Below are 19,892 nucleotides of genomic sequence, written 5' to 3' on the forward strand. Positions count from 1 at the left end.
TCATTCCAGCTCGCGCGGCGCGGCGCTTGTCCGCAGCGCGCCCGGGAGCCGCCACGCCACCACCAGGGTGACGAGCGTTCCACCCGCGCCCACCACCAGCAGCGTCACCGGCGCGGACGTCGCATCCAGCAACAATCCCCCGGCGACGTAGGACAGCCCCGCGGCCACGCCAATGGCTCCGTAGAAGTTGCCGAACACCCGGCCCCGCATCCCAACCGGCACCCAGCGCTGGATGAGCGTGTGACTGGCCACGTCCATGGCGGCGATGCCCACACCGCGCACGGCCTGCATCGCGAACGCGGCGGAGACGGCCCAGGCCAACCCGGTCAGCAGGTTGCCCACGCTGCTCACCGCGAAGCCCAGCACCAACATCACCGGCATCGCCGCCTGCGCGCCCAGCCGCGCCATCAGCGCGTAGCCCGCGACCAGGCCCAGCCCCACCGCGCCCAGCAGCAACCCCACCGCCGAGTCCCCCGCCTGAAACGTGTCCTTCGCGAGCAGCACCAGCGCCACGTCATCCACGCCGTTGAAGGCCACCACGGCGCAGAAGCCCAGCGCGACGACGCGGGCCACTCGGGCCCGCCAGAGATAGACGAGCCCATCCCGTGCCTGACGGAACAACGACACAGGCGGCGCGGCGCCGTCATGCGCGGGCGGCACGGACGGCAGCGCCGCCAACAAGCCCGCTGACAGGAAGAAGGACGCCGCGTCGACCAGCAGCACGCCCTGGAGCCCCACGAGCGGAAACATCGCCGCCGCGAGCAGTGGCCCCAGCGCCTCGCCGGCCTGCGTCCCAAAGCCCACGCTGGCGTTGGCCGACTCCAGGTCCTCGCTCCGCACCAAGGCGGGCACCACCGCCCGGGAGGCGGGCTGGAACACCTGTCCGGCAATCGCCCGCGCGGCGACCAGGGCCAGCAGCACCGGCAGCGGCGGCATCGTGAGCGCGATGAGCGCCAGGAGCGCCCCCTGGAGCAGCTCGCAGGCAATCAGCGGACAGGCGGGCACCTGGCCCGGTCCGCCCAACGCCGGCACGCAACGATATACAGGTGGGCTCCCGCCGTTCCTCCCCGGGCAAACGCGCGCCCCACACCCCGGAAGAGAGCACCGGCATGACGATGCCCCAGCCTGAAACGACGAAGCCTGGAACGCCGCCCACGCCCACGCTCGCCACGTGGCTGCTCGCGGCGGCCTGTGCCTTCCACACGGCCTGTGGGGACGACCCGCCCCAGCCCCCCACCGAGCAGCCTCCGCCCCAGGCCCTGGACTGGTGCCCCCGCGTCACGCCTGGCCCCAGCGGGACGTCCTCGGCCGCCCTGGCGATGTCCAACGCCCACGCCCTGGTCCGCTTCTTCAGCCCCGGCAGCCACTACCGGGAAATCGACGCCGCGCTCGCTGGCGCGATGGAGGGGTCCACCGTCGACTGGAACGGCGTGGCGCGGGCCTACGCGGAGGCACTCGATTCGGTCTGCGTCCACGAGGCCACCGCCTCCGCGGACCTTCCCATGGTCCAGGTCGAGCAGCACGACGCCGTCGCCGTCATCCGTCCCGGCACGGGTGAGCCCGTCCTCCCAGAGGGCACGCGGGCCGTCGCCATCGACCTGCGCGGCCTGCCCGACGCCCCGGGGCTGGAAGAGGCCCTGGCCCGCGCCATCTCCGTCGCCAGCAGTCAGCCAGTGCCACGCGTCTCCGCGCGCGTGCGCGTCAACGACGGCATGACGGACGAATACAGCGCCCAGAGTTTCTACAGCAACACCACGGACCTCCTGGCCGCGCCGGACCACCCCGCCTCGGGAGCGGTGGACCTGCCGGTGGCGCTGCTCACGGGCCCCACGCTGCCGCCCGCGGCGGCGCGCTTCGTGGTCGACCTGCGCACGGCGCGGCGAGCCTGGCTGTGGGGTGAGCCCGTCGCGACCGCCGTCGCCGAGTCGCGCTGGGCTCCCCTGGCGGCCCAGGGCCTGTCGATTCGCACGTCGCGGCTCGAGGACAGCACCGGCCCGCTTCCCGACCAACTCCCCGCGGACCGGGCGCTGGCCGGCGCCCTGGCCGACAGCTTGAGCGAGCTTCCCGCGCTCGGGATGCCTGCCGCCCTGGACCGGAGCGCCGCGGTCGCTCGCACGGGCATGACACAGCGCCAGCGCCCGACGGGTACGACGGCACAGGTGGCGCAGACGGCCGGCATCGCGCGCGCGTCGCTCCTCATCACCCACGGCGCCGTGCGGCGCTTCTTCCCCTACTTCCATGTGGTGGGGGACGGCATCGACGCGCGGCTGGAGGAGACGCTGGCCGCGGTGGACGCCGCGCCCGTGAGCCAACTCCAGACACTTCAACTCCTGCGCCGCTTCGGCGCCGTGCTCCAGGACGGGCACGTCTTCGTCTCCGCGTCACCGTCTCCCTTCATCGGCGACCTCCCCGCGCTGCTGGAGGAGGTCGCCGGAGGGGACGTGGTGGTCCGCCGCTCGCTCGTCCCGGAGCTCCAGGCGGGCGACACCCTGGTGCGCGTTGGCGACCGCTCCACGGCGGAGTGGTACGCGGAAGAGCTCTCCCGAACGTCCGCCGCCACCCACGGCTACCGGCACGCCCTGGCCACGCGAAGGCTGCTTCAGCTGACAGGGCCCCTGTCGCTCGTGATGCGCGCCATGGATGGCACCGAGCGCACCGTGCAGGCCCGGCCTTGGACTGGCGCCAACCTTGGCGCGGCGCTCGGCTACTCCTCCTCGCGACGCGCCAGCGGCTGGCTGGGCGACGTGGGCGCGCCGACGCTCTACTACATCACCATGAGCAGCGACGTGACGACGGACCTGGGCGCCGCCCTCCAGCACCTCGACACCGCGTCAGCCGCCCAGGGGCTCATCGTGGACATGCGCGGCTACCCCGGCTTCAGCCACTACGACTTCACCCGGCATCTCATCCAAGGCCCCTACGTCAGCCCCCTCTTCCGCGTGGGCCGCTGGACGGGCCCGGACACGCATGAAGTGCGCGAGACTCAACACGCCTTCACCGGAAGCACGACGCGCGCATACACGGGGCCCATGGTGCTGCTCGTGGGGCCACGCTCGGTGTCCGCGGCGGAGAACTTCTCCACCATGCTGGTCGGCGCGAACCGCGTCCGGGTGGTGGGGCAGCGCAGCGCGGGCACCAACGGCAACATCACCCACCTGACGCTCCCCGGCGGCTTCCGGTTCATGTACACCGGAATGGAAGTTCTTCGTCCCGACCGCTCCACATTCCATGGCGTGGGAATTGTCCCGGATGAAGAGATTGTACCCACCACGGAAGACTTCGCGGCGGGCAGAGACGCGGTGCTCTTGAAGGCCATCGACGTGCTCCAGGCACACGAATAGACGCTTGCCCGCGCGTGAAGCGGCAGGATGGCGCTCCTCACCCCGTGGAAAGGAGCAGTCATGAACGCACGTTTTCTTGCTGTCGCTGTCCTGGGTGCCGCGATGTTCACCGGCTGTGGTGCGCCGGAGACCACCCCTGAGACGCCCGCTGGTGAAGGCGTTGTCATCCCGCCGGTGGAGACGCAGGGAGGGTCCTCCACCGTCACCGCCGCCGCGTACTGCGACGACGTGGCGACGTGGAACACCGCGTGGACGGCACTGGAAGACCAGGTGCTCGTGCTCGTCAACCAGCGCCGCGCCGCCGGAGCCGTCTGTGGCGGCGTGGCCAAACCGCCCGCGCCCCCGCTCAGCAACAACGCCCAGTTGCGGTGTGCGGCGCGCAAGCACTCCAAGGACATGGGCACCAACAACTTCATGAGCCACACGGGCTCGGACGGCTCCACGCCCTGGCAGCGGATGAACCAGGCGGGCTACACGTACCGAAACGCCGCGGAGAACGTCGCGGCCGGCTACTCCACGGCCCTGGCCGTGGTGAACGGCTGGATGAGCAGCACCGGGCACTGCAACAACATCATGAACCCGGCGCTCCTCGACCTCGGCGTCGGCTACTTCAACGCGCCGAGCAGCACGTACCGGCACTACTGGACGCAGGCCTTCGGCCGGCAGTAACACCGGGCTAGAGTGTGTGGCGGCCGGGCGCTCATCCAGGGCGCCCGGCTCGCCTCGCTCGTCATGGACCTCCTCCTGCTTTTCGTCGGTCTCATCAAGGTGGTGTTCGGCGGCCTCGTCGCCGCGCTGGGCATCTGGCTCGCGCTGCGCGGCCTGAGCCGCATCCTCGGCGCCAACCCCACGGAGGAGCTGCGCCAGGGCAACGTCGCCGCCTGCCTCGTCCACGCCGCCAGCCTGGTGTCGCTGGGCCTGCTGGTGCAGCACGCGGTGCAGGCCACGTCGGACGCGCTGGACCTCACCGTGCAGAATTCGACCCTGCAGCTGCTGGTCGTGGGCCGGCTGGTCGCGGTGGCCGTCCTGCACGTGGGGCTGTCACTGGGCGTGGGCGTCACGGTGCTCGGCACGGGCGTGCTGCTGTTCGACCGGATGACGCCGGGCATCGACGAGCTGGCGGAGGTGCGCAAGGGCAACGTCGCGGCGGCGCTCATCCTCTGCGCCATCCTGCTGGTGCTGGCGCTGCTGACCGCCCCGGGACTCCAGGCGGCGCTCAACGGACTCATCCCCTTTCCCCAGCTCCCTGAAGGGGCGCTGCGCGCGCCCGCGTGAAGACGTTCTTCAAGTGGATGCTCGGCGTGGTGGGCCTCGCCAGCTGCTTCTGCTGCTGCGGCCTGGGTACGCTGGGCCATCTGGCGGGCATGGACATCGCGCCCCCCGAGCCCGGCCGTCCCAGCGGCGCCCGCGCGGTGGACTTGGGTCTGGTGCTGCTGCCACCGAGCACCTCGCCGCAGCGGGCTCGGGACTACGACTGGCGGGCGGACAGCATCCAGCCCCCCGAGCACCACGTCTCCTACGGCCTGGGGACGGCGCTTGTCCAGACGCTGGCGGATGAACACGCGGCGCTGGGCCGCCGGCTGCACTACCGCTCACTGGGCAGGGAGCGCTTCTCGTTCAACGCACCGCCCGGCTGTAGCGCCGACCTGCGCTGCATCTACGAGGAGCTGATGCGCACCAACGCCGAGCCCGTGCGGAGGCTGGGTGACACGTTCGTCGCCTCCATCCGCGAGCGGAGGCTGGACGCCGCGCAGGCCACGCAGCTCATCCTCGGCTTCGTGCAGCGCATCGACTACGAGCTGCCGGCGCACGACGCCTTCGGCATCGTCCCGCCGGCGCTGGTCCCCGCGGAGAACCGCGGCGACTGCGACTCCAAGGCGGTGCTCGCGGTGATGCTGCTGCGGCAGGCGGGCGTCGACGCGGTGGTGCTGTACTCCGACCCGCTGTCCCACGCGGCGGTGGGCGTGGGGCTGCCCGGCAAGGGCACGGCGCTGCGCTACGCCGGGCGCAGCTACCAGTACGCGGAGGTCACCGCCCAGGGCTGGCCGCTGGGCATGATTCCGCCCCAATACGACAAGCTTCGGCTGTGGAAGGTGCTGCCCCTGAGCGGGGGTCCGGACACGGCGGGCTGACGCCCCTGGGCCTCAGTCCACCTCGGCGCCTGGCGCCGCGAGCAGGCCCCGCACCAGGTGCGCGTAGGCCTCCTTCATCGGCAGCTCGGAGTCCACCTTGAGCCGCCGCCGGAGTGTCTGGGTCCGCCGGCCATCCCGAGGGTCCACGCCCTCCTTCTGGTACGCCTCCCACCACACCCCGCTTCCACGCCGCTGCCACAGGGGCACGTCGTTGAAGTTGAGGCCTCGCTGGAAGAGCAGCTCGTTCTTGTAGCTCACGGGCTTGCCGTCCAGCTCACGGGTGGCCTGCGCCGCGCTCCGGCCCTCCTTGCGCAGCATCCAGTAGCACCAGCCATGCAGCGAACACCGGCTGCCGTCCGCTTGCCGCCAGAGGAAGTAGTCCAGCACCGCGCGCTCCGAGGCCCCCAGCCAGGCGCGGCCGTCGAACACCGCCGGGACACTTGCGGCGTGTGTGAAGGTGGCGCTGGCCAGGCCCGCCGCCAGGGACACCACCTTCTCGACGGAGCGGTCGAAGAGCGTCCAGTCCGGCCGGAAGAGAACGGAGATTTCGTCGCTCTGCGTGTAGGCGTAGACGCCTTGAAGTTCCTCCAGCATCTCGCTGGCGGTGCGCACCATGAACTGGTGGAACACCGGGTCGAAGGGCTTCTCGTAGCGGGCCTCGGTGAAGCGCGAGAAGCCCCGCCCATCCACGCGCAGCACCACCCAGGCGCCCGGCAGCATGCGCTGGTTGTGGAACACCTCGCCCTGCCTTGCGCGCGCCGCCAGTTCCTCAGGATCCATCGGGCTCCTCCCTCCAGGGTTGGACGCGAATGCCACCGCCGGCGGCCAGCGTCACGTAGAACAGTGCGTCGAAGCCCTCATCGAGCCGGGGCCGCTCGAGCTGCTTCACGGTGACGCGCAACGCCACCTCCGGCACCCGGGCGCGCCCGTCACGCAAGGCATTGCGCGCCAGGCAGTCCTCCAGCTTCGACGCGAAGTAATAGCCCGTGACTCGAGCCTGGTACTCGCGCCCCAGGGCGATGAGGGGCGCGCGCACGTCCGCGGAGGGATTGGTGTTGTCCACCACCACCGACCGGCCCGCCGCCAGCGCCTCGGCGATGTACCGGCGCTGGCGGGCCTCCTTGCGAACCGCGTGAGGCCACAGGTCCTTGCTGACGTGCGTGTGCGTAGCCGCGAAACGCTGTCGGTAGAGGCTGCTCTTGCCCGAGCCCTGCAAGCCAACGAAGAGAACCAGGTCCATGACGTGCGGCTCCGGACGCCTCCCCGTGAGAGGGCCTGACAGTGCCGGCCCCAGCCATAACGCTGCCACGCGAAAAAGACAGTCAACCCGACACATCTGTCGCGTCCGGAGTGTCGGCAGAACATCACGAATGCCTGTCATTCCAATGAACTCCCAGACTTGGGCATGCGTTGACACACTCGTCTTAAGCAGACTAACAAGCACATCTAGCTTTTCGAGGATTCTTGCGTTGTGCAGCACGGAAGTCCCTCTCAAGGAGACACCGCCATGCGTCTGCCGTCCTCGTTGTCCCCGCTGTCCCTCCTGGCCCTCGGTTGGGGCCTCTCCGCGCCCGTCACGGCGCTCGCCGCGAACACGCCGGACCTGCGCCCCGGCGTCATCCGGAGCACCGCGGCGCTGGGCCCCGCCCGGGTCCTCACCGGCGCCGAGGTCGAGAAGGCGCGCCTCGCCACGGGCATCGACCGCGCGGCGAGTGGCATGTATGCCCTTGCCACGGGCGCCGGGCACGTCTTCCACCGGACGGCCCAGCCCATCCATGCGCTGAAGACGCTCGACGTGCCGCGCGCGTCCGTCCAGCTCCACACCTGGCAGGAGGAGACGGCGGACGGCAGGCGCCAGGACTACTTCGCCTACAGCCAGGGCGGCGTGGCGCTGCTGGGCCGCGTGCAGGCGACGGAGTACCTGGTGCGGCTGGAGCACGCGCGGTTCGACCCGCTGAAGGGCGCGCAGCCCCTGGTCGCGGGCCTGCTCACCGCGGACGCCAGCAACACCCTGCACCTGGTGCAGTTCCATGCCACGCCCCTGCCGGAGTACCGCGACGCCATCACGGCCGCGGGCGGCAAGGTGCTGCGCTTCCTCACGGACCACACGTTCCTCGTGGAGATGAACGCCGGCACGCACAAGCGCGTCGCCGGGCTGCCCTATGTCCGCTGGGTGGGCGCATACCATCCGGAGTACCGGGTGGAGGGCGTGCTGCGCGAGTCCCTCCAGGGCCGCGCGCTGAAGCTGGAGCCGCAGCGCTACTCCATCATGGTGGGCGAGCGCGGCGCGGCGCGGCAGGGCGAGGTCGCCTCGCTGGTCCGCGCGCTGGGCGGCACGGTGGAGCTCATTGAAGCGGGCGGCCTGCGCGTGGAGGCCACCCTCACCCAGTCGCAGTTGGAGCGGCTGGTGCGCTCCAACGCCGTGCAGTACGTGGACCGCTGGGGCGGTCCGGGTGAGCTCGACAACAACAACGTCCGTCAGGTGGGCGGCGCGACCTACCTGGAGGACCTGGAGGGCTTCACGGGCCAGGGGGTGCGCGGCGAAATCTTCGACACCGAGCTGCGCACCACGCACCAGGAGTGGGCGACGGCGCCCCTCATCCACAGCACGAGCACCACGGGCAGCTTCCACGGCAGCGCCTGCTACAGCATCAACTTCGCCCGAGGCGTGGATGCGAACGCCCGCGGCCTGCTTCCCTCCGGCCAGGGCATCTTCTACCGCTACAACGAGTCCTCCCAGTTCGGCGGCCCCAAGTCCCGCTACGACATCAACCGGGAGCTCATCGACCCGGCCGGGCCGTACCGCGCCGTGTTCCAGACATCCAGCGTGGGCAGCGCGCAGGTGACGGGCTACACCACCATCTCCGCGGAGGTGGATGACTACCTGTTCCAGTACCCCATCCTCAGCACGCAGTCGCAGAGCAACACCGGCAACCAGAACTCGCGGCCACAGGCGTGGGCGAAGAACATCGTGTCCGTGGGTGGCATGTACCACTACGACAATGCCAACCGCGCGGATGACCGGTGGAACGGCGGCGCCAGCGTGGGACCGGCTGCGGACGGCCGCCTCAAGCCGGACCTGTCGTACTACTACGACTCCATCCGCTCCGCGTCGAACTCCAGCAACACGGCCTACACCAACTTCGGTGGCACCAGCGCGGCCACGCCGCAGACGGCGGGGCACTTCGGCCTGCTGTTCCAGATGTGGCACGAGGGCGTCTGGGCGGGCTTCGGTGGTGGCGCGGATGTCTTCGCCAGCCGTCCGAAGATGGCCACGGCGAAGGCGCTGATGATCAACATGGCGCACCGCTACAACTGGCTCGCGGGTGGCTCCAACGGCGACCTGACGCGCGCGCGGCAGGGCTGGGGCACCGCGGACGTGAAGCGCCTGTATGACCGCGCCGCCGTGACGAGCATCATCAACGAGACGGACCGGCTGCTCCCGCTCGGCACGAACACGTACCGCGTCGCCGTGCCCGCCGGACAGAAGGAGCTCAACGTCACCATGGTCTACACCGACCCCGCCGGCACGGTGGGCGCGGCGCAGGCGCGCATCAATGACCTGTCGCTGCGCGTGACGTCTCCCTCCGGCGTCGTCTACTGGGGCAACAATGGCCTGACGGCGAGCAACGTCTCCACGTCGGGCGGCGTGTCGAACACGGTGGACACGGTGGAGAACGTGTTCCTCCTCGAACCCGCCGCGGGCACGTGGACCGTGGAGGTGATTGCCGACGAAATCGTCGAGGACGCGGACCTGACGACGCGCGTGGTGGACGCGAACTACGCCCTGGTCGTGAGCGGCGGCAAGATTCAGTAGGCCTGGGTTGAGCTGAAGCAGGCGCCGGGCCGGTGCTCCCTTCGCGGGAGTGCTGGCCCTGGCCCTGCCCCAATGGCATGACAGGCCCATGCCCCGTGACGTCTCCTTCTTCGACCAGCTCGGCGCGCTCCTCGCCCAGGAGCGCGAGGCCGAGAAAGCCCGCCTGGCCGCGCTCGCCCAGAGCCTCTCGCTGCATGAGCGCGAGGAGCACGGCCTGTCCGTCCTGGACCTGGAGTCCATCGAGGAGGAGGTCGGCCTGGGAGGCCGCTTCCTCGTCACCCTGGGCCGCGCGGACCGCCGCCCCCTGCCCACCCGCCTGCACAACGGCGACCTGGTGGCCGTGCTGCCCCGCCGCGCGGAGGTGAAGGAGCCCGCCCGCGCGCTCATCTCCCGCGCCACCGCCACGCGCATCCAGCTCGCCTTCGACCGCTCCCCGCCGCCCTACGTCCACGAGGGCCTGTTGCGCCTGGACGTCGTCCCCAACGACGTCACCTACGACAGGCTGCGCGCCGGGCTCCAGCGCATCAAGGCCCTGGACAAGGGCGCAGAGCGGCACAAGCGCGAGGTCGTGCTGGGCAACGAGCCGCCCCGCTTCGACAAGCCCCGCGAGTTCGAGCCCACCCGCCCCCTCAACCCCGAGCAGCAGGACGCCACCGCGCGCGCGCTCGCCGCCGAGGACTTCTTCCTGGTCCACGGCCCCCCGGGCACCGGCAAGTCCACCGTGCTGGCCGAGGTCGCCGCCCAGGCCGTGGCGGACGGCAAGCGCCTGCTCTGCACCGCCGCCAGCAACGCCGCCGTGGACCACCTGTTGGACCTGTGCCTGGACAAGGGCCTGCGCGCCATCCGCGTGGGCCACCCCGCCCGCGTGGCCGCGCGGCTCCAGGAGCACACCCTGGACATCGTCGTGGAGTCCCACCCGGACCGCGCCGTGTCCCGCGACCTCTTCGACGAGGCCTTCTCCCTGCTCGGCTACGCGCGCCGCCAGCGCAACCAGGGCCGCAGCCGCGCGCGCTTCGCCAACGCCCGCGCGTCCACCTCCGAGGCCAAGGGCATGCTCGACGAGGCCCGCGCCCTGGAGCGCAAGGCCGTGAAGTCCGTGCTCGCCAACGCGGACGTCATCTGCGTGACGCTCTCCAGCCTCGACTCCAGCGTGCTCTCTGGACAGCAGTTCGACCTGGCGCTGCTCGATGAAGCCACGCAGGCCACCGAGCCGTTGGCGCTGCTCTGCTTCCTGCGCGCGCCCCGCGTCATCCTCGCCGGCGACCCGCAGCAGCTCCCGCCCACCGTCCTCTCCCAGGAGGCCGCGAAGGCCGGCCTGGGCGTGAGCCTCTTCGAGCGCCTGCTCAAGGACCACGGCGAGGGCGTCAAACGCATGCTGCGCGAACAGTACCGGATGAACGCCCGCATCATGGACTTCCCCTCGCGGGAGATGTACGGCGGCGAGCTGCGCGCCCACCCCTCCATCGCGGACCGCACGCTGGACGCCGTCCTCACGCCCGGCGCGGACGTGGACGCGCCCCCCGTGCTCTACCTGGACACCGCCGGCAAGGGCTTCGACGAAGAAGTCGAGCCCACCACGCGAAGCCTCTTCAACCCCGGCGAGGCCGGCCTGGTGGAGGCCCGCGTGCGCGCCCTGCTCGCCGCCGGCCTGTCGCCCCGCGAGCTGGCGGTGATTACGCCCTACAGCGCCCAGGCCCATCAGCTCCGCGAACGCCTCGAGGCGCTCAGCCCCGAGGTGGAGGTCGACACCGTCGACGCGTTCCAGGGCCGGGAGAAGGACGCCGTCATCGTCTCCCTCACCCGCTCCAACAGCGAAGGACAGCTCGGCTTCCTCACGGACCTGCGCCGCATGAACGTGGCCCTCACCCGCGCCCGCCGCCACCTCTTCGTCGTGGGCGACTCCGCCACCCTCAGCGCTCACCCCTTCTACGCCCGCTTCGTCGAGGGCACCCAGTCCACCGGCGGCTACCGCTCCGCCTGGGAGTGGCCCGACGCCCAGGACCCCTGACACCTCGGGTTGTAACAGGGTAAAGGCAGACCCGCCCTGGGGCACTACGCAATCAATGCGAGGCTTTCCGGCCAAATTTGTCGCAACTGTGCACAATTTTTGTCACCCCGCTCGACAGGCGGAGTGGGGCGGTGCCGGAAATTCGGGGCCTTGAGGCCTCTCCACCAGTGCGGCATGAAACATGCTCTTCCCCGCGGCGGGGAGGAACCGCCACATGTCCCAGCAGGCGAATGTCACGAAGGAAAACGACGTCTGGGTTCTCCGTATCGAGAAGGACAACGGCAAGCAGCAGGAGTACCGCTGCGCCACCGAGAATCAGGCGCGCCAGCTCGCGATGATTCTCTCCCGGCCCGACACGGGGGGGCCGCCGCGGCCGCCCCCTGGGCCCCGCTGAACGCGCGCGCCGCGTCCGGGCGTGGATGACGGTTCTCCCGAGCGCGTGAACCGGGTAAGGCACGGGGCAGGAGGCTCCCGTGTCCAACGCGCTCGAATCCCTCACTGTTGATGCCGAAGGCCTGGCGCTGCATGTCCGGCAGCGCCCCGCGCCCGACGCGCCCGTCGTGCTCTTCCTGCATGGCTGGCTGGACCATTCCCACAGCTTCGACGCCCTCCTCCCGCACCTGCCCCCAACGTGGCGGCTGGTGCTGCTCGACTTTCGGGGCATGGGCCGCAGCGCCCACGTGGGTCCCGGCGCCACCTACCAGTTCAGCGACTACGCGCTCGACGTGGAGGCCACGTTGGACGGGCTGGGCCTGGACGCGGTGCATCTGGTGGGGCACTCGCTGGGCGGCATTGTCTCCCAGGCCTACGCCGCCGCCCGCCCCAAGCGCGTGAAGAGCGTGACGCTCATCGAAAGCCTGGGCCCCGCTGGAGGGCCCGCGGAAGGGGCCCTGGGCCGGCTGCGCAGCGCCCTGGATGACGCGCGCCGCCCGCCCAACCGCAAGCGCTACCCCACCGTGGAGGCCGCCGCAGCGCGGCTGCTGGAGAACAGCCCCACGCTGACGCAAGACGCGGCGCTGCACCTCGCCCGGCACGGGACAAAGCCCTCCGAAGGCGGCTTCGCCTTCACCTTCGACCCGCGCCACCGCCGCCGCTTCGGCATGGGTTACGACGAGGCCCAATGGATGGCGCTCCAGGCCGGAATCACCTGCCCGCTGCAGCTCATCCTCGCCACCGACGGGCTGCGCCACGACGAAGCCCTCATGCGCAACCGTACGCAGGCGCTCCAAACCCTCGCCCAGCCACCGCTGCACCTCCCTGGCGGGCACCACGTCCACATGGAGCAGCCCGAAATGGTCGCGGAGGCGCTCATTCGTTTCATCCGCTGACACCCGCCTACATGCCCTCACCGACAGAAGGACGGGAAAGTCTTTCACCCTCCAGAGCATCGCCCTTCCTCTTTGCCCACCTGACGACACCCACATCCCGCCAACCTCCTGAAATCAGGAGGACGCCCCCTTGCCCTCTGGGTTGGTACGCAAATTGATTAGGGAGCAGGCGGCGGATCACGCATCGGGCCCAGCCGGTGGGTGTGGGGAGAAGGGTGGGGAGCGGGAGATGAGGATGGGGCTGACAGGGCGTAGGCTCACACTGGCGTTGCTCGTAACCGTCGGGACGGCGTGCCACGAGGGGGTGGAGACCCGCGCGGTGCAGGCCACCGCGGTGGTGGACACGGACCTCCTCGACTTTGGCGACGTGCCCGTGGGCGAGTGGAGGGAGCGGGAGGTCCGCATCCGCAACGTCGGGTACGTGCCCTTCTCCGCCTTGGACGCGCTGGGACTGGCCAACAACCCCTCCTATGAAGTGGAGCTGGGCGAAGGCGGCGAGCGGGTGATGCCGGGCGAGTCCCACGTGGTGCACGTCCGCTTCCACCCGCTCACCGAAGGCCTGGCGACGGAGACGGTGCACGTCACGACGGACGCCAACCAGGGCGCGGAGGCCCAGGTGCAGGTGATGGGCATGGGCACGCCGACGCAAATCGGCGTGGAGCCGCCCTTCCTGGACTACGAGACGCTCGAGGTGGACAGCGAGCGGACGCTGGAGGTCACGGTGACGAACCCCGTGGACCTGCCGCTGACGCTGTCGGTGGCGGGCGCGCACGCGGACCCCTTCACCGCGGACACCATCACCATTCCCCCGCTGTCGTCGCGCAAGGTGAGCACCCGGTACCTGCCCCGCGCGCTGGGGAACATGGGCGCGCGCCTGGAGATTCTCTCCTGCGAGGGCTGCACGCCGTCCACCGTGGAGCTGAAGGGCAACTCGGTGGCCTCCGCCTTCGTGTTCGACCCGGCGCCCGTCCCCTTCGACTTGATTCCGGTGCATGAGCGCACGCAGTCATACACACGCGCGCGCAACATCACCTGGCGCCCCGTCACCGTCGAGCGGCTGGTGACCAGCGACCATGCCTTCGTGCCGATTTCCCGACCGGAGGGCTCCTCCGTCGGGCCGGGCGAAGTCGTCGAGATGCAGATGGAGTTCGCGGCGCGCTTCTCCGGCCCCAACGTGGGCGACCTCACGGTGCATTACACGTCCGACAAGGCGCGCGCGTCGCAGGTGATTCTGGACGCGCGCGGCGGCCGGCCCACGCTGGCGGTGACGCCGGTGTCGCTGGACTTCGGCGAGGTGCCGGTGGGCGGCAAGGTGGAGCGCGTCGTCCGCATCACCAACGCGGGCACCAACGGCAACCTCCAGTTCGTCGGCGTGGCGGCCGGCGGTGACAGCCCGCAGTTCAGCGTGGACGTGCCCACGCGCGGCGCCGAGGCCTATCCGTGGAGCGGCGGCGTCTGGCCCGTGCTGGAGACGACGCCCGGGCTGCCCATTGCCCCCGGCGCCGACGCGCTGGAGCTGAAGGTCTACTTCGAACCCACCGCGGCGGGCACGTGGACGGCGGCGCTGCGCGTGCGCTCGGATGACCTGTTCAACCCGGAGCGCGAAATCATCCTCACCGGCCGCTCGCGCGCCACCGCGCCATGTGTGTACGAACTGGTGCCGCAGCCGGTGATGGACTTCGGCAACGTGACGCCGGGCCGGGGCGCGGTGCTGGGCTTCCAGTTCCGCAACCCGGGCAGCGCCGAGTGCGCCGTGAAGGACATCCACATCAGCAACGACGGCGGCGGCGTCTTCTCCATGCCGGGCGGCCGGCTCACCGGCGGCGTGGTGCAGTACGACACGGGCTTCGGCGCCATGGTGGCCTTCCGGCCGCAGGCGGAGGGCGACTTCACCGGCGAGCTGCAGCTGACGGTGAGCAACCCGGCCGCGCCCACGGTGCGGCTGCCCCTCAAGGGCGTGTCCCGGCCAAGCTGCCTGGTGGCGACGCCGTCCTTCGTGGACTTCGGCCCCATCCGCTACGACTGCGCCGCGGCGCCCCGCAAGACGTACGTGGCCAACCGGTGCAGCAGCCCCATCACCGTGACGGGCGCGGACATCGGCAACGGCACCAGCAACCAGTTCTCACTGGTGACGCCCATGACGGCGCCCGTCACCCTGGCGCCGGGCGAGGGCTTCGAGCTGGAGGTCGGCTACGCGCGCAACGTGCACGGCCAGCACTTCAGCCCGCTGTACCTGCGCACGCCCAATGAGCCTTCACCCTTCCTCGTGCCGCTGCTGGCGGAGACGAACCACGAGGGCATCCAGGTGGACCGCTACACGCAGGGCACCGACAGCCAGCTGGACGTCCTCTTCGTGGTGTCCAACACCACCACCATGCAGCCGTACCAGGACCGGCTGAAGGCGGCGATTCCGCAGTGGCTGCAGACGGCCCAGACGAACGGCGTGGACGTGCGCGTGGGCGTCACCAGCACGGGCCTGGTGGCCCGGGGCCCGCAGTGCGGCGGCGGCGCCAACGGCGGCGAGGCCGGGCGCCTCTTCCCGGTGGACGGCAGCCGGCCCCGCGTGGTGTCCAGCACCAGCGCCACCGCGGCCGAGGACCTCCAGGCCAACCTGGGCGTGGGCATGTGCCACAACCTGGTGCAGGGCCTGGAGACGATGCGCCAGGCGCTCTCCGCGCCCCTGTCCGAGCAGATGGACGATTCGCGCACCCCGCAGCCCAATGACGGCAACTCCGGCTTCGTCCGCGCGGCGGCCCGCATGGCGGTGGTGGTCCTGGCCGACGAGGACGACAACTCCGGCTTCGGTCCGGAGAGCTACATCCAGTTCCTCCAGACGCTGAAGGGCACGGGCATGTCCCACCGCAGCCAGCTCTACGGCCTGGTGCCCACCGACTCCGGGTGCGCCACCGCGGGCAGCGGCTCGGACCGCTTCACCGCCGTGGCCAACGGCACGGGGGGCCAGGTGGCCAACATCTGCGCCCAGAACTACGACGGGCTGCTGGAGCAGGTCATCCAACACGCCGGGGAGCCGCAGGCGGACTTCCCGCTCACCGCGGCGCCCACGGGCCTGGGAGAGATGGGCGTGCGCGTCCAGGGCCAGCCGGTGCCCGCGACGCAGTGGGTCTACGACGCGGAGCAGAACGCCATCGTCTTCCAGCCCGGGGCCATCCCCCTGGCCGGCCAGTCGGTGGAGGTCCGCTACCGCAGCGTCTGCGCGGCCCCGTAGGCCCGGCGGGGAGGTCCGGAGCACCCCGGACAAAACATGGAAGTCCAGGTGTTACAGGAAATGATGCGCCGTGGACTTCCGTGCTCCCACCCGGCGCGGCTATCGTGGCGGACGTCGTGGAAACATTCGGCCGCTACGAGCTGCTTCGGAAACTCGCCATTGGCGGCATGGGCGCCGTCTACCTCGCCCGGCAGAAGGGGCCGGTGGGGTTCCAGAAGCTGCTGGTGGTGAAGCGGCTGTTGCCCCACCTGTCCGAGGACGACGAGTTCATCGACATGTTCCTGGACGAGGGGCGCATCGCCGCGCACCTCAACCACCCCAACATCGCGCAAATCTACGATTTGGGAGACGTGGACGGGCAGTACTTCATCGCCATGGAGTACGTGCATGGGGAGGCCGTGGGCCCCCTGGGCGCCCGGGCCCAGCAGCACGGCATCACGATTCCCCTGGGGCTCAAGTGCCGCATCATCGCGGACGCCGCCGCCGGCCTCGACGCGGCCCACAACGCGCGCAGCCCTTCGGGCCGGAAGCTGGCGCTGATTCACCGGGACGTGTCCCCGCAGAACGTGCTGGTGGGCTTCAACGGCGGCGTGAAGCTCATCGACTTCGGCGTGGCCAAGGCGTCCGGGAAGCTGTCCCAGACGATTGTCGGCACCATCAAGGGCAAGCACGCGTACATGTCCCCGGAGCAGGCCCGGGGTGAGCCGCTGGACTCGCGCTCGGACGTGTTCGGCCTGGGGACGGTGTTCTACGAGCTGCTGACGCAGCAGCGCCTCTTCAAGCGCGAGACGGAGCTGGCCACGCTCAAGGCGGTGGTGGGCACGAAGATTGTCCCCCCGTCGGAGGTGGTGCCGGAGATTCCCAAGGCGCTGGACGCCATCGTCTTCAAGGCGCTGGCGCGCAAGCGGGATGAACGCTTCTCCACGGCGGGAGAGCTGCAGCTCGCGTTGGAGGAGTTCCTCCTCACCCAGAAGCTGCACGCGACGACGGCGCACCTGGCGGCCTTCATGCGGGGCATGTACGCGGAGGAGCTGGAAGAGGACCGCTTCGCCACCGAGCCCACCGTCATCAACTTCGACCCGCGTCAGGCGGCCAGGGCCCAGGCGCGGCCCGCCGCCCCGGCCCGTCCGCCGGCCGCCGCGCCGGGTGCGAAACCCACCCCGGCGAAGCGGCCTCCACCGAAGGGCCCCGGCGGACAGGGCGACGGCGGCAAGTAGCCCGCGGGCTAGAAGCGCTTCCCGTCCACCTTCATCACCGGCAGGCCGTCCAGCTCGATGCCGTCCAGGCAGCGGACGTTGATGGCGCGCATCTCCTTGCCGTCCGGCATCGTGCCCTTGCCGAAGGAGCGGACCCCACACGTGCCACAGAACAGGTGGTGGATGGCCTTCTTGCCGAACTGGTAGTCGGTGACGTGCTCGGCCCCCTTCTGGAGGTTGAACTGCTCCGCGGGAGCGGCACGAAACGATGACGCCTGGCAGGTGTGGCTACAGGCTGGCCAGCGCCACGCGGTACAGCGCGCGGTAGCCCATGCGCGGCGCGGCTTCGAAGCGCTCCGCGTTGAAGATGTCCTTCAGCAGCGCCTGCCCGTCTGGCGACGACTGGAGGCTCAGCAGCGTGGACTCCAGCGAGCTCACCAGCTGCGGCTGCAGCCCCATGGCCACGGGGACACCGTCGTTGGGGGCCTCGTCGGTGTACGCAATCAGCTCGAAGCGCCGGCCCGCGCCCGCGCCCAGCACGTCCTCCACGCCGGTGGCGAATGTCAGCCCCGTGGACGCCGGCGGGCAGAAGACGCTGGTGACGTCCGCCTTGCCGTCCAGCACCGACTCCAGCGCGCCCTGGTACGAGCCGGCGAAGTGCTGCGCGAAGAAGGCCCGCGTCGGCTCCAGGCCCTGCGTCTTGAGGTAGGCGGTGGGCAGCAGGTAGCCCGCCACCGAATCCCGGTCCACCCACGCGGCGGAGGTGCCCTTCAGCCGCTCCACCGTCAGCCCCGCGCCCGCCCGGCACACCAGGGCGGACCGGTAGGAAGACATGCCCCGGCGCACGCCCCGCACCACCACGCGCACGCCCATGGCCTCCATGCGCGCGCAGACGAAGGGCGGGGCCCAGGCCGCGTCCGCGCGGCCGGAGAGCAAATCCTTGGCGAGCGTCTCGTAGCTGGACGCGACGCTCACCTCCACCAGCTTGCCCAGGGCTCGCTGGAGGAACGAGGCCAGGCGGTCTGCGCGCTCTCGCGCCGTCTCGCTGCCCAGGGAGGGGGGCAGCCCGAACCGGAAGGAATGCCGGGGCGTCGAGGGGGCTTGCAGGGTCATACGACCCCCTAACTACCCCTCCCTGCCCAGGCGCGCCACTTCATCGTCGGCCAGGCCGAAGGTGGCCTGGAGCATATCCAGGATTCGCTGCTCGGGATGGCTCGGGGCGCCCCCCGCGTGGGCAATCTTGGTGGCCAGCCGGAAGGCCTTCACCCGCTGGGTGTGCGTCGTCAGGCCGTGGGCCAGCACCTGGAGCCGCTGGGGCAGGCCCTCGGCGGCCAGGGCCGACACGGACTCACTGACGAAGCTCTGGGCGCGCTCGGGGCTGACGTTCTCGAAGAGGGGGTCCGCCGCGAAGCTCTCCACCAGCGCCCGGGCCTCCGCCTCCTGGAGCTTCCCGTCCGCGGCGCTCACCAGCACCATGACCTCCGCGAACAGCCGCTCCAGCGGCTCGCCCAGCGCCTCCGCCAGGCTGCCGCCGTTCTCGATGACGTCGATGATTTGCGCCACCTCGTCCTCGGAGATGCCCAGCGCGGCCTGGAACGTCTTGAGCAGGCCCAGCTCGTCCCGCGTGGCGCGCTGGTCCGCCAGGGCCACCGCCGCCGCCAGCCCGAAGGCCAGCATCCGGTTCTTGTGGTCCGGCAGCCGGCGCCGCAGCGACGCGAGCACGTCCTCCAGGTTCCGGGCCTCCGACAGCCGCGCGGCGCTGGTCTCCACCAGGGCGTTGAGCTCGTCGGGGCGGGTGCCCTCGAACTCCGGGCGCTCCAGCACGCGGCTGAGGAGCGTCTGCATCTCCCGCTGCGAGACGCGCCCGTCGGCCATCGCGGCCAGCAGCATCGCCTCCACCAGTGCGCCGTTGCGGTCGTTCCGCGCCTTCACTGCCTGCTCTCGAGCCATGGGCTGGCGCTCCCTTGCGTGTCCTTCGGTTCGGTCGTCGTCGCCCCTTCCTCGCTGGCGTGCAGCGGGTCGGGGTTGAGCGTCTTGTCCAGCAAATGGCTGGGCCGCACGTTCGCCATGGCGTTGAGGACGCTCTGGCGGACGTTGGGAATCTCCTTGCCCAGCTCCTCCATCAGCCGCTGCATCCGCTTGCGCTGGAGGTTCTCCTGCGTGCCGCACAAATCGCACGGGATGATGGGGAAGGCCATCAACTCCGCGAACTTCGCGATGTCCTTCTCCGGCGCGTAGCACAGCGGGCGGATGACCACGTTGCGCCCGTCATCGCTGCGCAAGAGCGGCGGCATCGCCTTGATGGAGCCGGCGAAGAAGAGGTTGAGCAGCAGCGTGTGGATGAGGTCGTCGCGGTGGTGGCCCAGGGCAATCTTGGTGCACCCCAGCTCCACCGCCGCCGTATAGAGGATGCCGCGCCGCATGCGCGAGCACACCGAGCACTGCGTCTTCCCCGGAGGCGTCTTCTCCAGGACGATGCTGTAGGTGTCCTCCTTCAACAGCTTGTACGAGTAGCCCTCACGCTGGAAGTACGCCTCCAGCTTGTCCGCCGGGAAGCCGGGGTGACCCTGGTCCAGGTTCACCGCCAGCAACTCGAACTTCACGGGTGCGCGGCGCTGGAGCTCCCGCAGGAGGTGCAGCATCGTGTAGGAGTCCTTGCCTCCGGACACGCCCACCATGATGCGGTCCCCGTCCTCAATGAGGCGGTGGTCCGCGATGGCTCGGCCCATGTGGCCAAGCAAACTCTTTTCCAGGCGCTGGACGTCGTTCATCGGCGCGGCCATCCTAGCGGCGGCCCGGGAAAAAACACCTCAATCCCAAGGCCCGGTCCGCTAGCCTGCCCCC

The 19,892-nt window shown here is 70.6% G+C and carries 16 protein-coding genes and 1 pseudogene; 10 read left to right on the top strand and 7 right to left on the bottom strand.

Annotated elements, in window-relative coordinates; all coding sequences use genetic code 11:
- Complete coding sequence (locus tag KGD87_RS19120; RefSeq protein ID WP_284661665.1) at positions 1-1,032, bottom strand: MFS transporter; 1,032 nt, start codon at positions 1,030-1,032, stop codon at positions 1-3.
- A 77-nt stretch (positions 1,033-1,109) separates the two neighbouring features.
- On the opposite strand from KGD87_RS19120, the gene KGD87_RS19125 reads away from it, so the two are divergent.
- The 4 genes from KGD87_RS19125 to KGD87_RS19140 all read left to right on the top strand — a co-directional run bounded on the left by KGD87_RS19125 (position 1,110) and on the right by KGD87_RS19140 (position 5,473).
- Positions 1,110-3,341 (top strand): S41 family peptidase, encoded by a 2,232-nt coding sequence (locus tag KGD87_RS19125; protein WP_284661666.1) that lies wholly within the window; start codon positions 1,110-1,112, stop codon positions 3,339-3,341.
- Positions 3,342-3,401: 60 nt separating this feature from the next.
- Complete coding sequence (locus tag KGD87_RS19130) at positions 3,402-4,010, top strand: CAP domain-containing protein (protein ID WP_284661667.1); 609 nt, start codon at positions 3,402-3,404, stop codon at positions 4,008-4,010.
- 63 nt (positions 4,011-4,073) lie between these two features.
- Positions 4,074-4,616, top strand: a complete 543-nt coding sequence (locus KGD87_RS19135) for a DUF350 domain-containing protein (RefSeq protein ID WP_350102570.1) — start codon at positions 4,074-4,076, stop codon at positions 4,614-4,616.
- The gene (locus KGD87_RS19140; protein WP_284661669.1) at positions 4,613-5,473 is read left to right on the top strand and encodes a hypothetical protein; all 861 of its coding nucleotides are present in this window, start codon (positions 4,613-4,615) and stop codon (positions 5,471-5,473) included. Before KGD87_RS19135 ends, KGD87_RS19140 begins: the two co-directional genes overlap by 4 nt.
- A 12-nt stretch (positions 5,474-5,485) precedes the next feature.
- On the opposite strand, the gene KGD87_RS19145 is transcribed toward KGD87_RS19140, so the two are convergent.
- The gene (locus KGD87_RS19145; RefSeq protein WP_284661670.1) at positions 5,486-6,253 is read right to left on the bottom strand and encodes a tRNA(His) guanylyltransferase Thg1 family protein; all 768 of its coding nucleotides are present in this window, start codon (positions 6,251-6,253) and stop codon (positions 5,486-5,488) included.
- A complete protein-coding gene (locus tag KGD87_RS19150) occupies positions 6,243-6,713 on the bottom strand; it encodes an ATP-binding protein (protein ID WP_284661671.1) in 471 nt (156 codons plus the stop codon). The genes KGD87_RS19145 and KGD87_RS19150 overlap by 11 nt, the downstream gene beginning before the upstream one ends.
- A gap of 267 nt (positions 6,714-6,980) precedes the next feature.
- On the opposite strand from KGD87_RS19150, the gene KGD87_RS19155 reads away from it, so the two are divergent.
- From KGD87_RS19155 to KGD87_RS19180, 6 genes are all read left to right on the top strand, one after another.
- Entirely contained in the window at positions 6,981-9,290 is a 2,310-nt protein-coding gene (locus KGD87_RS19155; protein ID WP_284661672.1) for a S8 family serine peptidase, read from the top strand.
- Between the two features lie 88 nt (positions 9,291-9,378).
- The gene (locus tag KGD87_RS19160) at positions 9,379-11,298 is read left to right on the top strand and encodes an AAA domain-containing protein (protein ID WP_284661673.1); all 1,920 of its coding nucleotides are present in this window, start codon (positions 9,379-9,381) and stop codon (positions 11,296-11,298) included.
- A gap of 214 nt (positions 11,299-11,512) precedes the next feature.
- Positions 11,513-11,692: a hypothetical protein gene (locus KGD87_RS19165; RefSeq protein WP_240358890.1), complete on the top strand. Its 180-nt coding sequence runs from the start codon at positions 11,513-11,515 to the stop codon at positions 11,690-11,692.
- Positions 11,693-11,771: 79 nt separating this feature from the next.
- A complete protein-coding gene (locus KGD87_RS19170; protein ID WP_284661675.1) occupies positions 11,772-12,626 on the top strand; it encodes an alpha/beta fold hydrolase in 855 nt (284 codons plus the stop codon).
- A gap of 229 nt (positions 12,627-12,855) precedes the next feature.
- The gene (locus KGD87_RS19175; RefSeq protein WP_284661676.1) at positions 12,856-15,852 is read left to right on the top strand and encodes a choice-of-anchor D domain-containing protein; all 2,997 of its coding nucleotides are present in this window, start codon (positions 12,856-12,858) and stop codon (positions 15,850-15,852) included.
- 104 nt (positions 15,853-15,956) lie between these two features.
- Positions 15,957-17,069 (top strand): serine/threonine protein kinase, encoded by a 1,113-nt coding sequence (locus KGD87_RS19180; RefSeq protein ID WP_284661677.1) that lies wholly within the window; start codon positions 15,957-15,959, stop codon positions 17,067-17,069.
- Positions 17,070-17,077: 8 nt separating this feature from the next.
- On the opposite strand, the pseudogene KGD87_RS37075 reads toward KGD87_RS19180, so the two are convergent.
- The 4 genes and pseudogenes from KGD87_RS37075 to ttcA all read right to left on the bottom strand — a co-directional run.
- Positions 17,078-17,311: pseudogene (locus tag KGD87_RS37075) on the bottom strand (GFA family protein); the annotation flags it as partial.
- A gap of 25 nt (positions 17,312-17,336) precedes the next feature.
- On the bottom strand, positions 17,337-18,161 hold the full coding sequence (locus tag KGD87_RS19185) for a phosphate/phosphite/phosphonate ABC transporter substrate-binding protein (protein WP_284661678.1): 825 nt from the start codon (positions 18,159-18,161) through the stop codon (positions 17,337-17,339).
- 12 nt (positions 18,162-18,173) lie between these two features.
- Positions 18,174-18,998: a TerB family tellurite resistance protein gene (locus KGD87_RS19190; protein ID WP_163783195.1), complete on the bottom strand. Its 825-nt coding sequence runs from the start codon at positions 18,996-18,998 to the stop codon at positions 18,174-18,176.
- Positions 18,977-19,831: a tRNA 2-thiocytidine(32) synthetase TtcA gene (ttcA, locus tag KGD87_RS19195; protein WP_284661679.1), complete on the bottom strand. Its 855-nt coding sequence runs from the start codon at positions 19,829-19,831 to the stop codon at positions 18,977-18,979. Before ttcA ends, KGD87_RS19190 begins: the two co-directional genes overlap by 22 nt.
- Between the last annotated feature and the right edge of the window lie 61 nt (positions 19,832-19,892).

Source organism: Myxococcus sp. SDU36 (assembly GCF_030168875.1).
GTDB classification, from domain to species: domain Bacteria; phylum Myxococcota; class Myxococcia; order Myxococcales; family Myxococcaceae; genus Myxococcus; species Myxococcus vastator.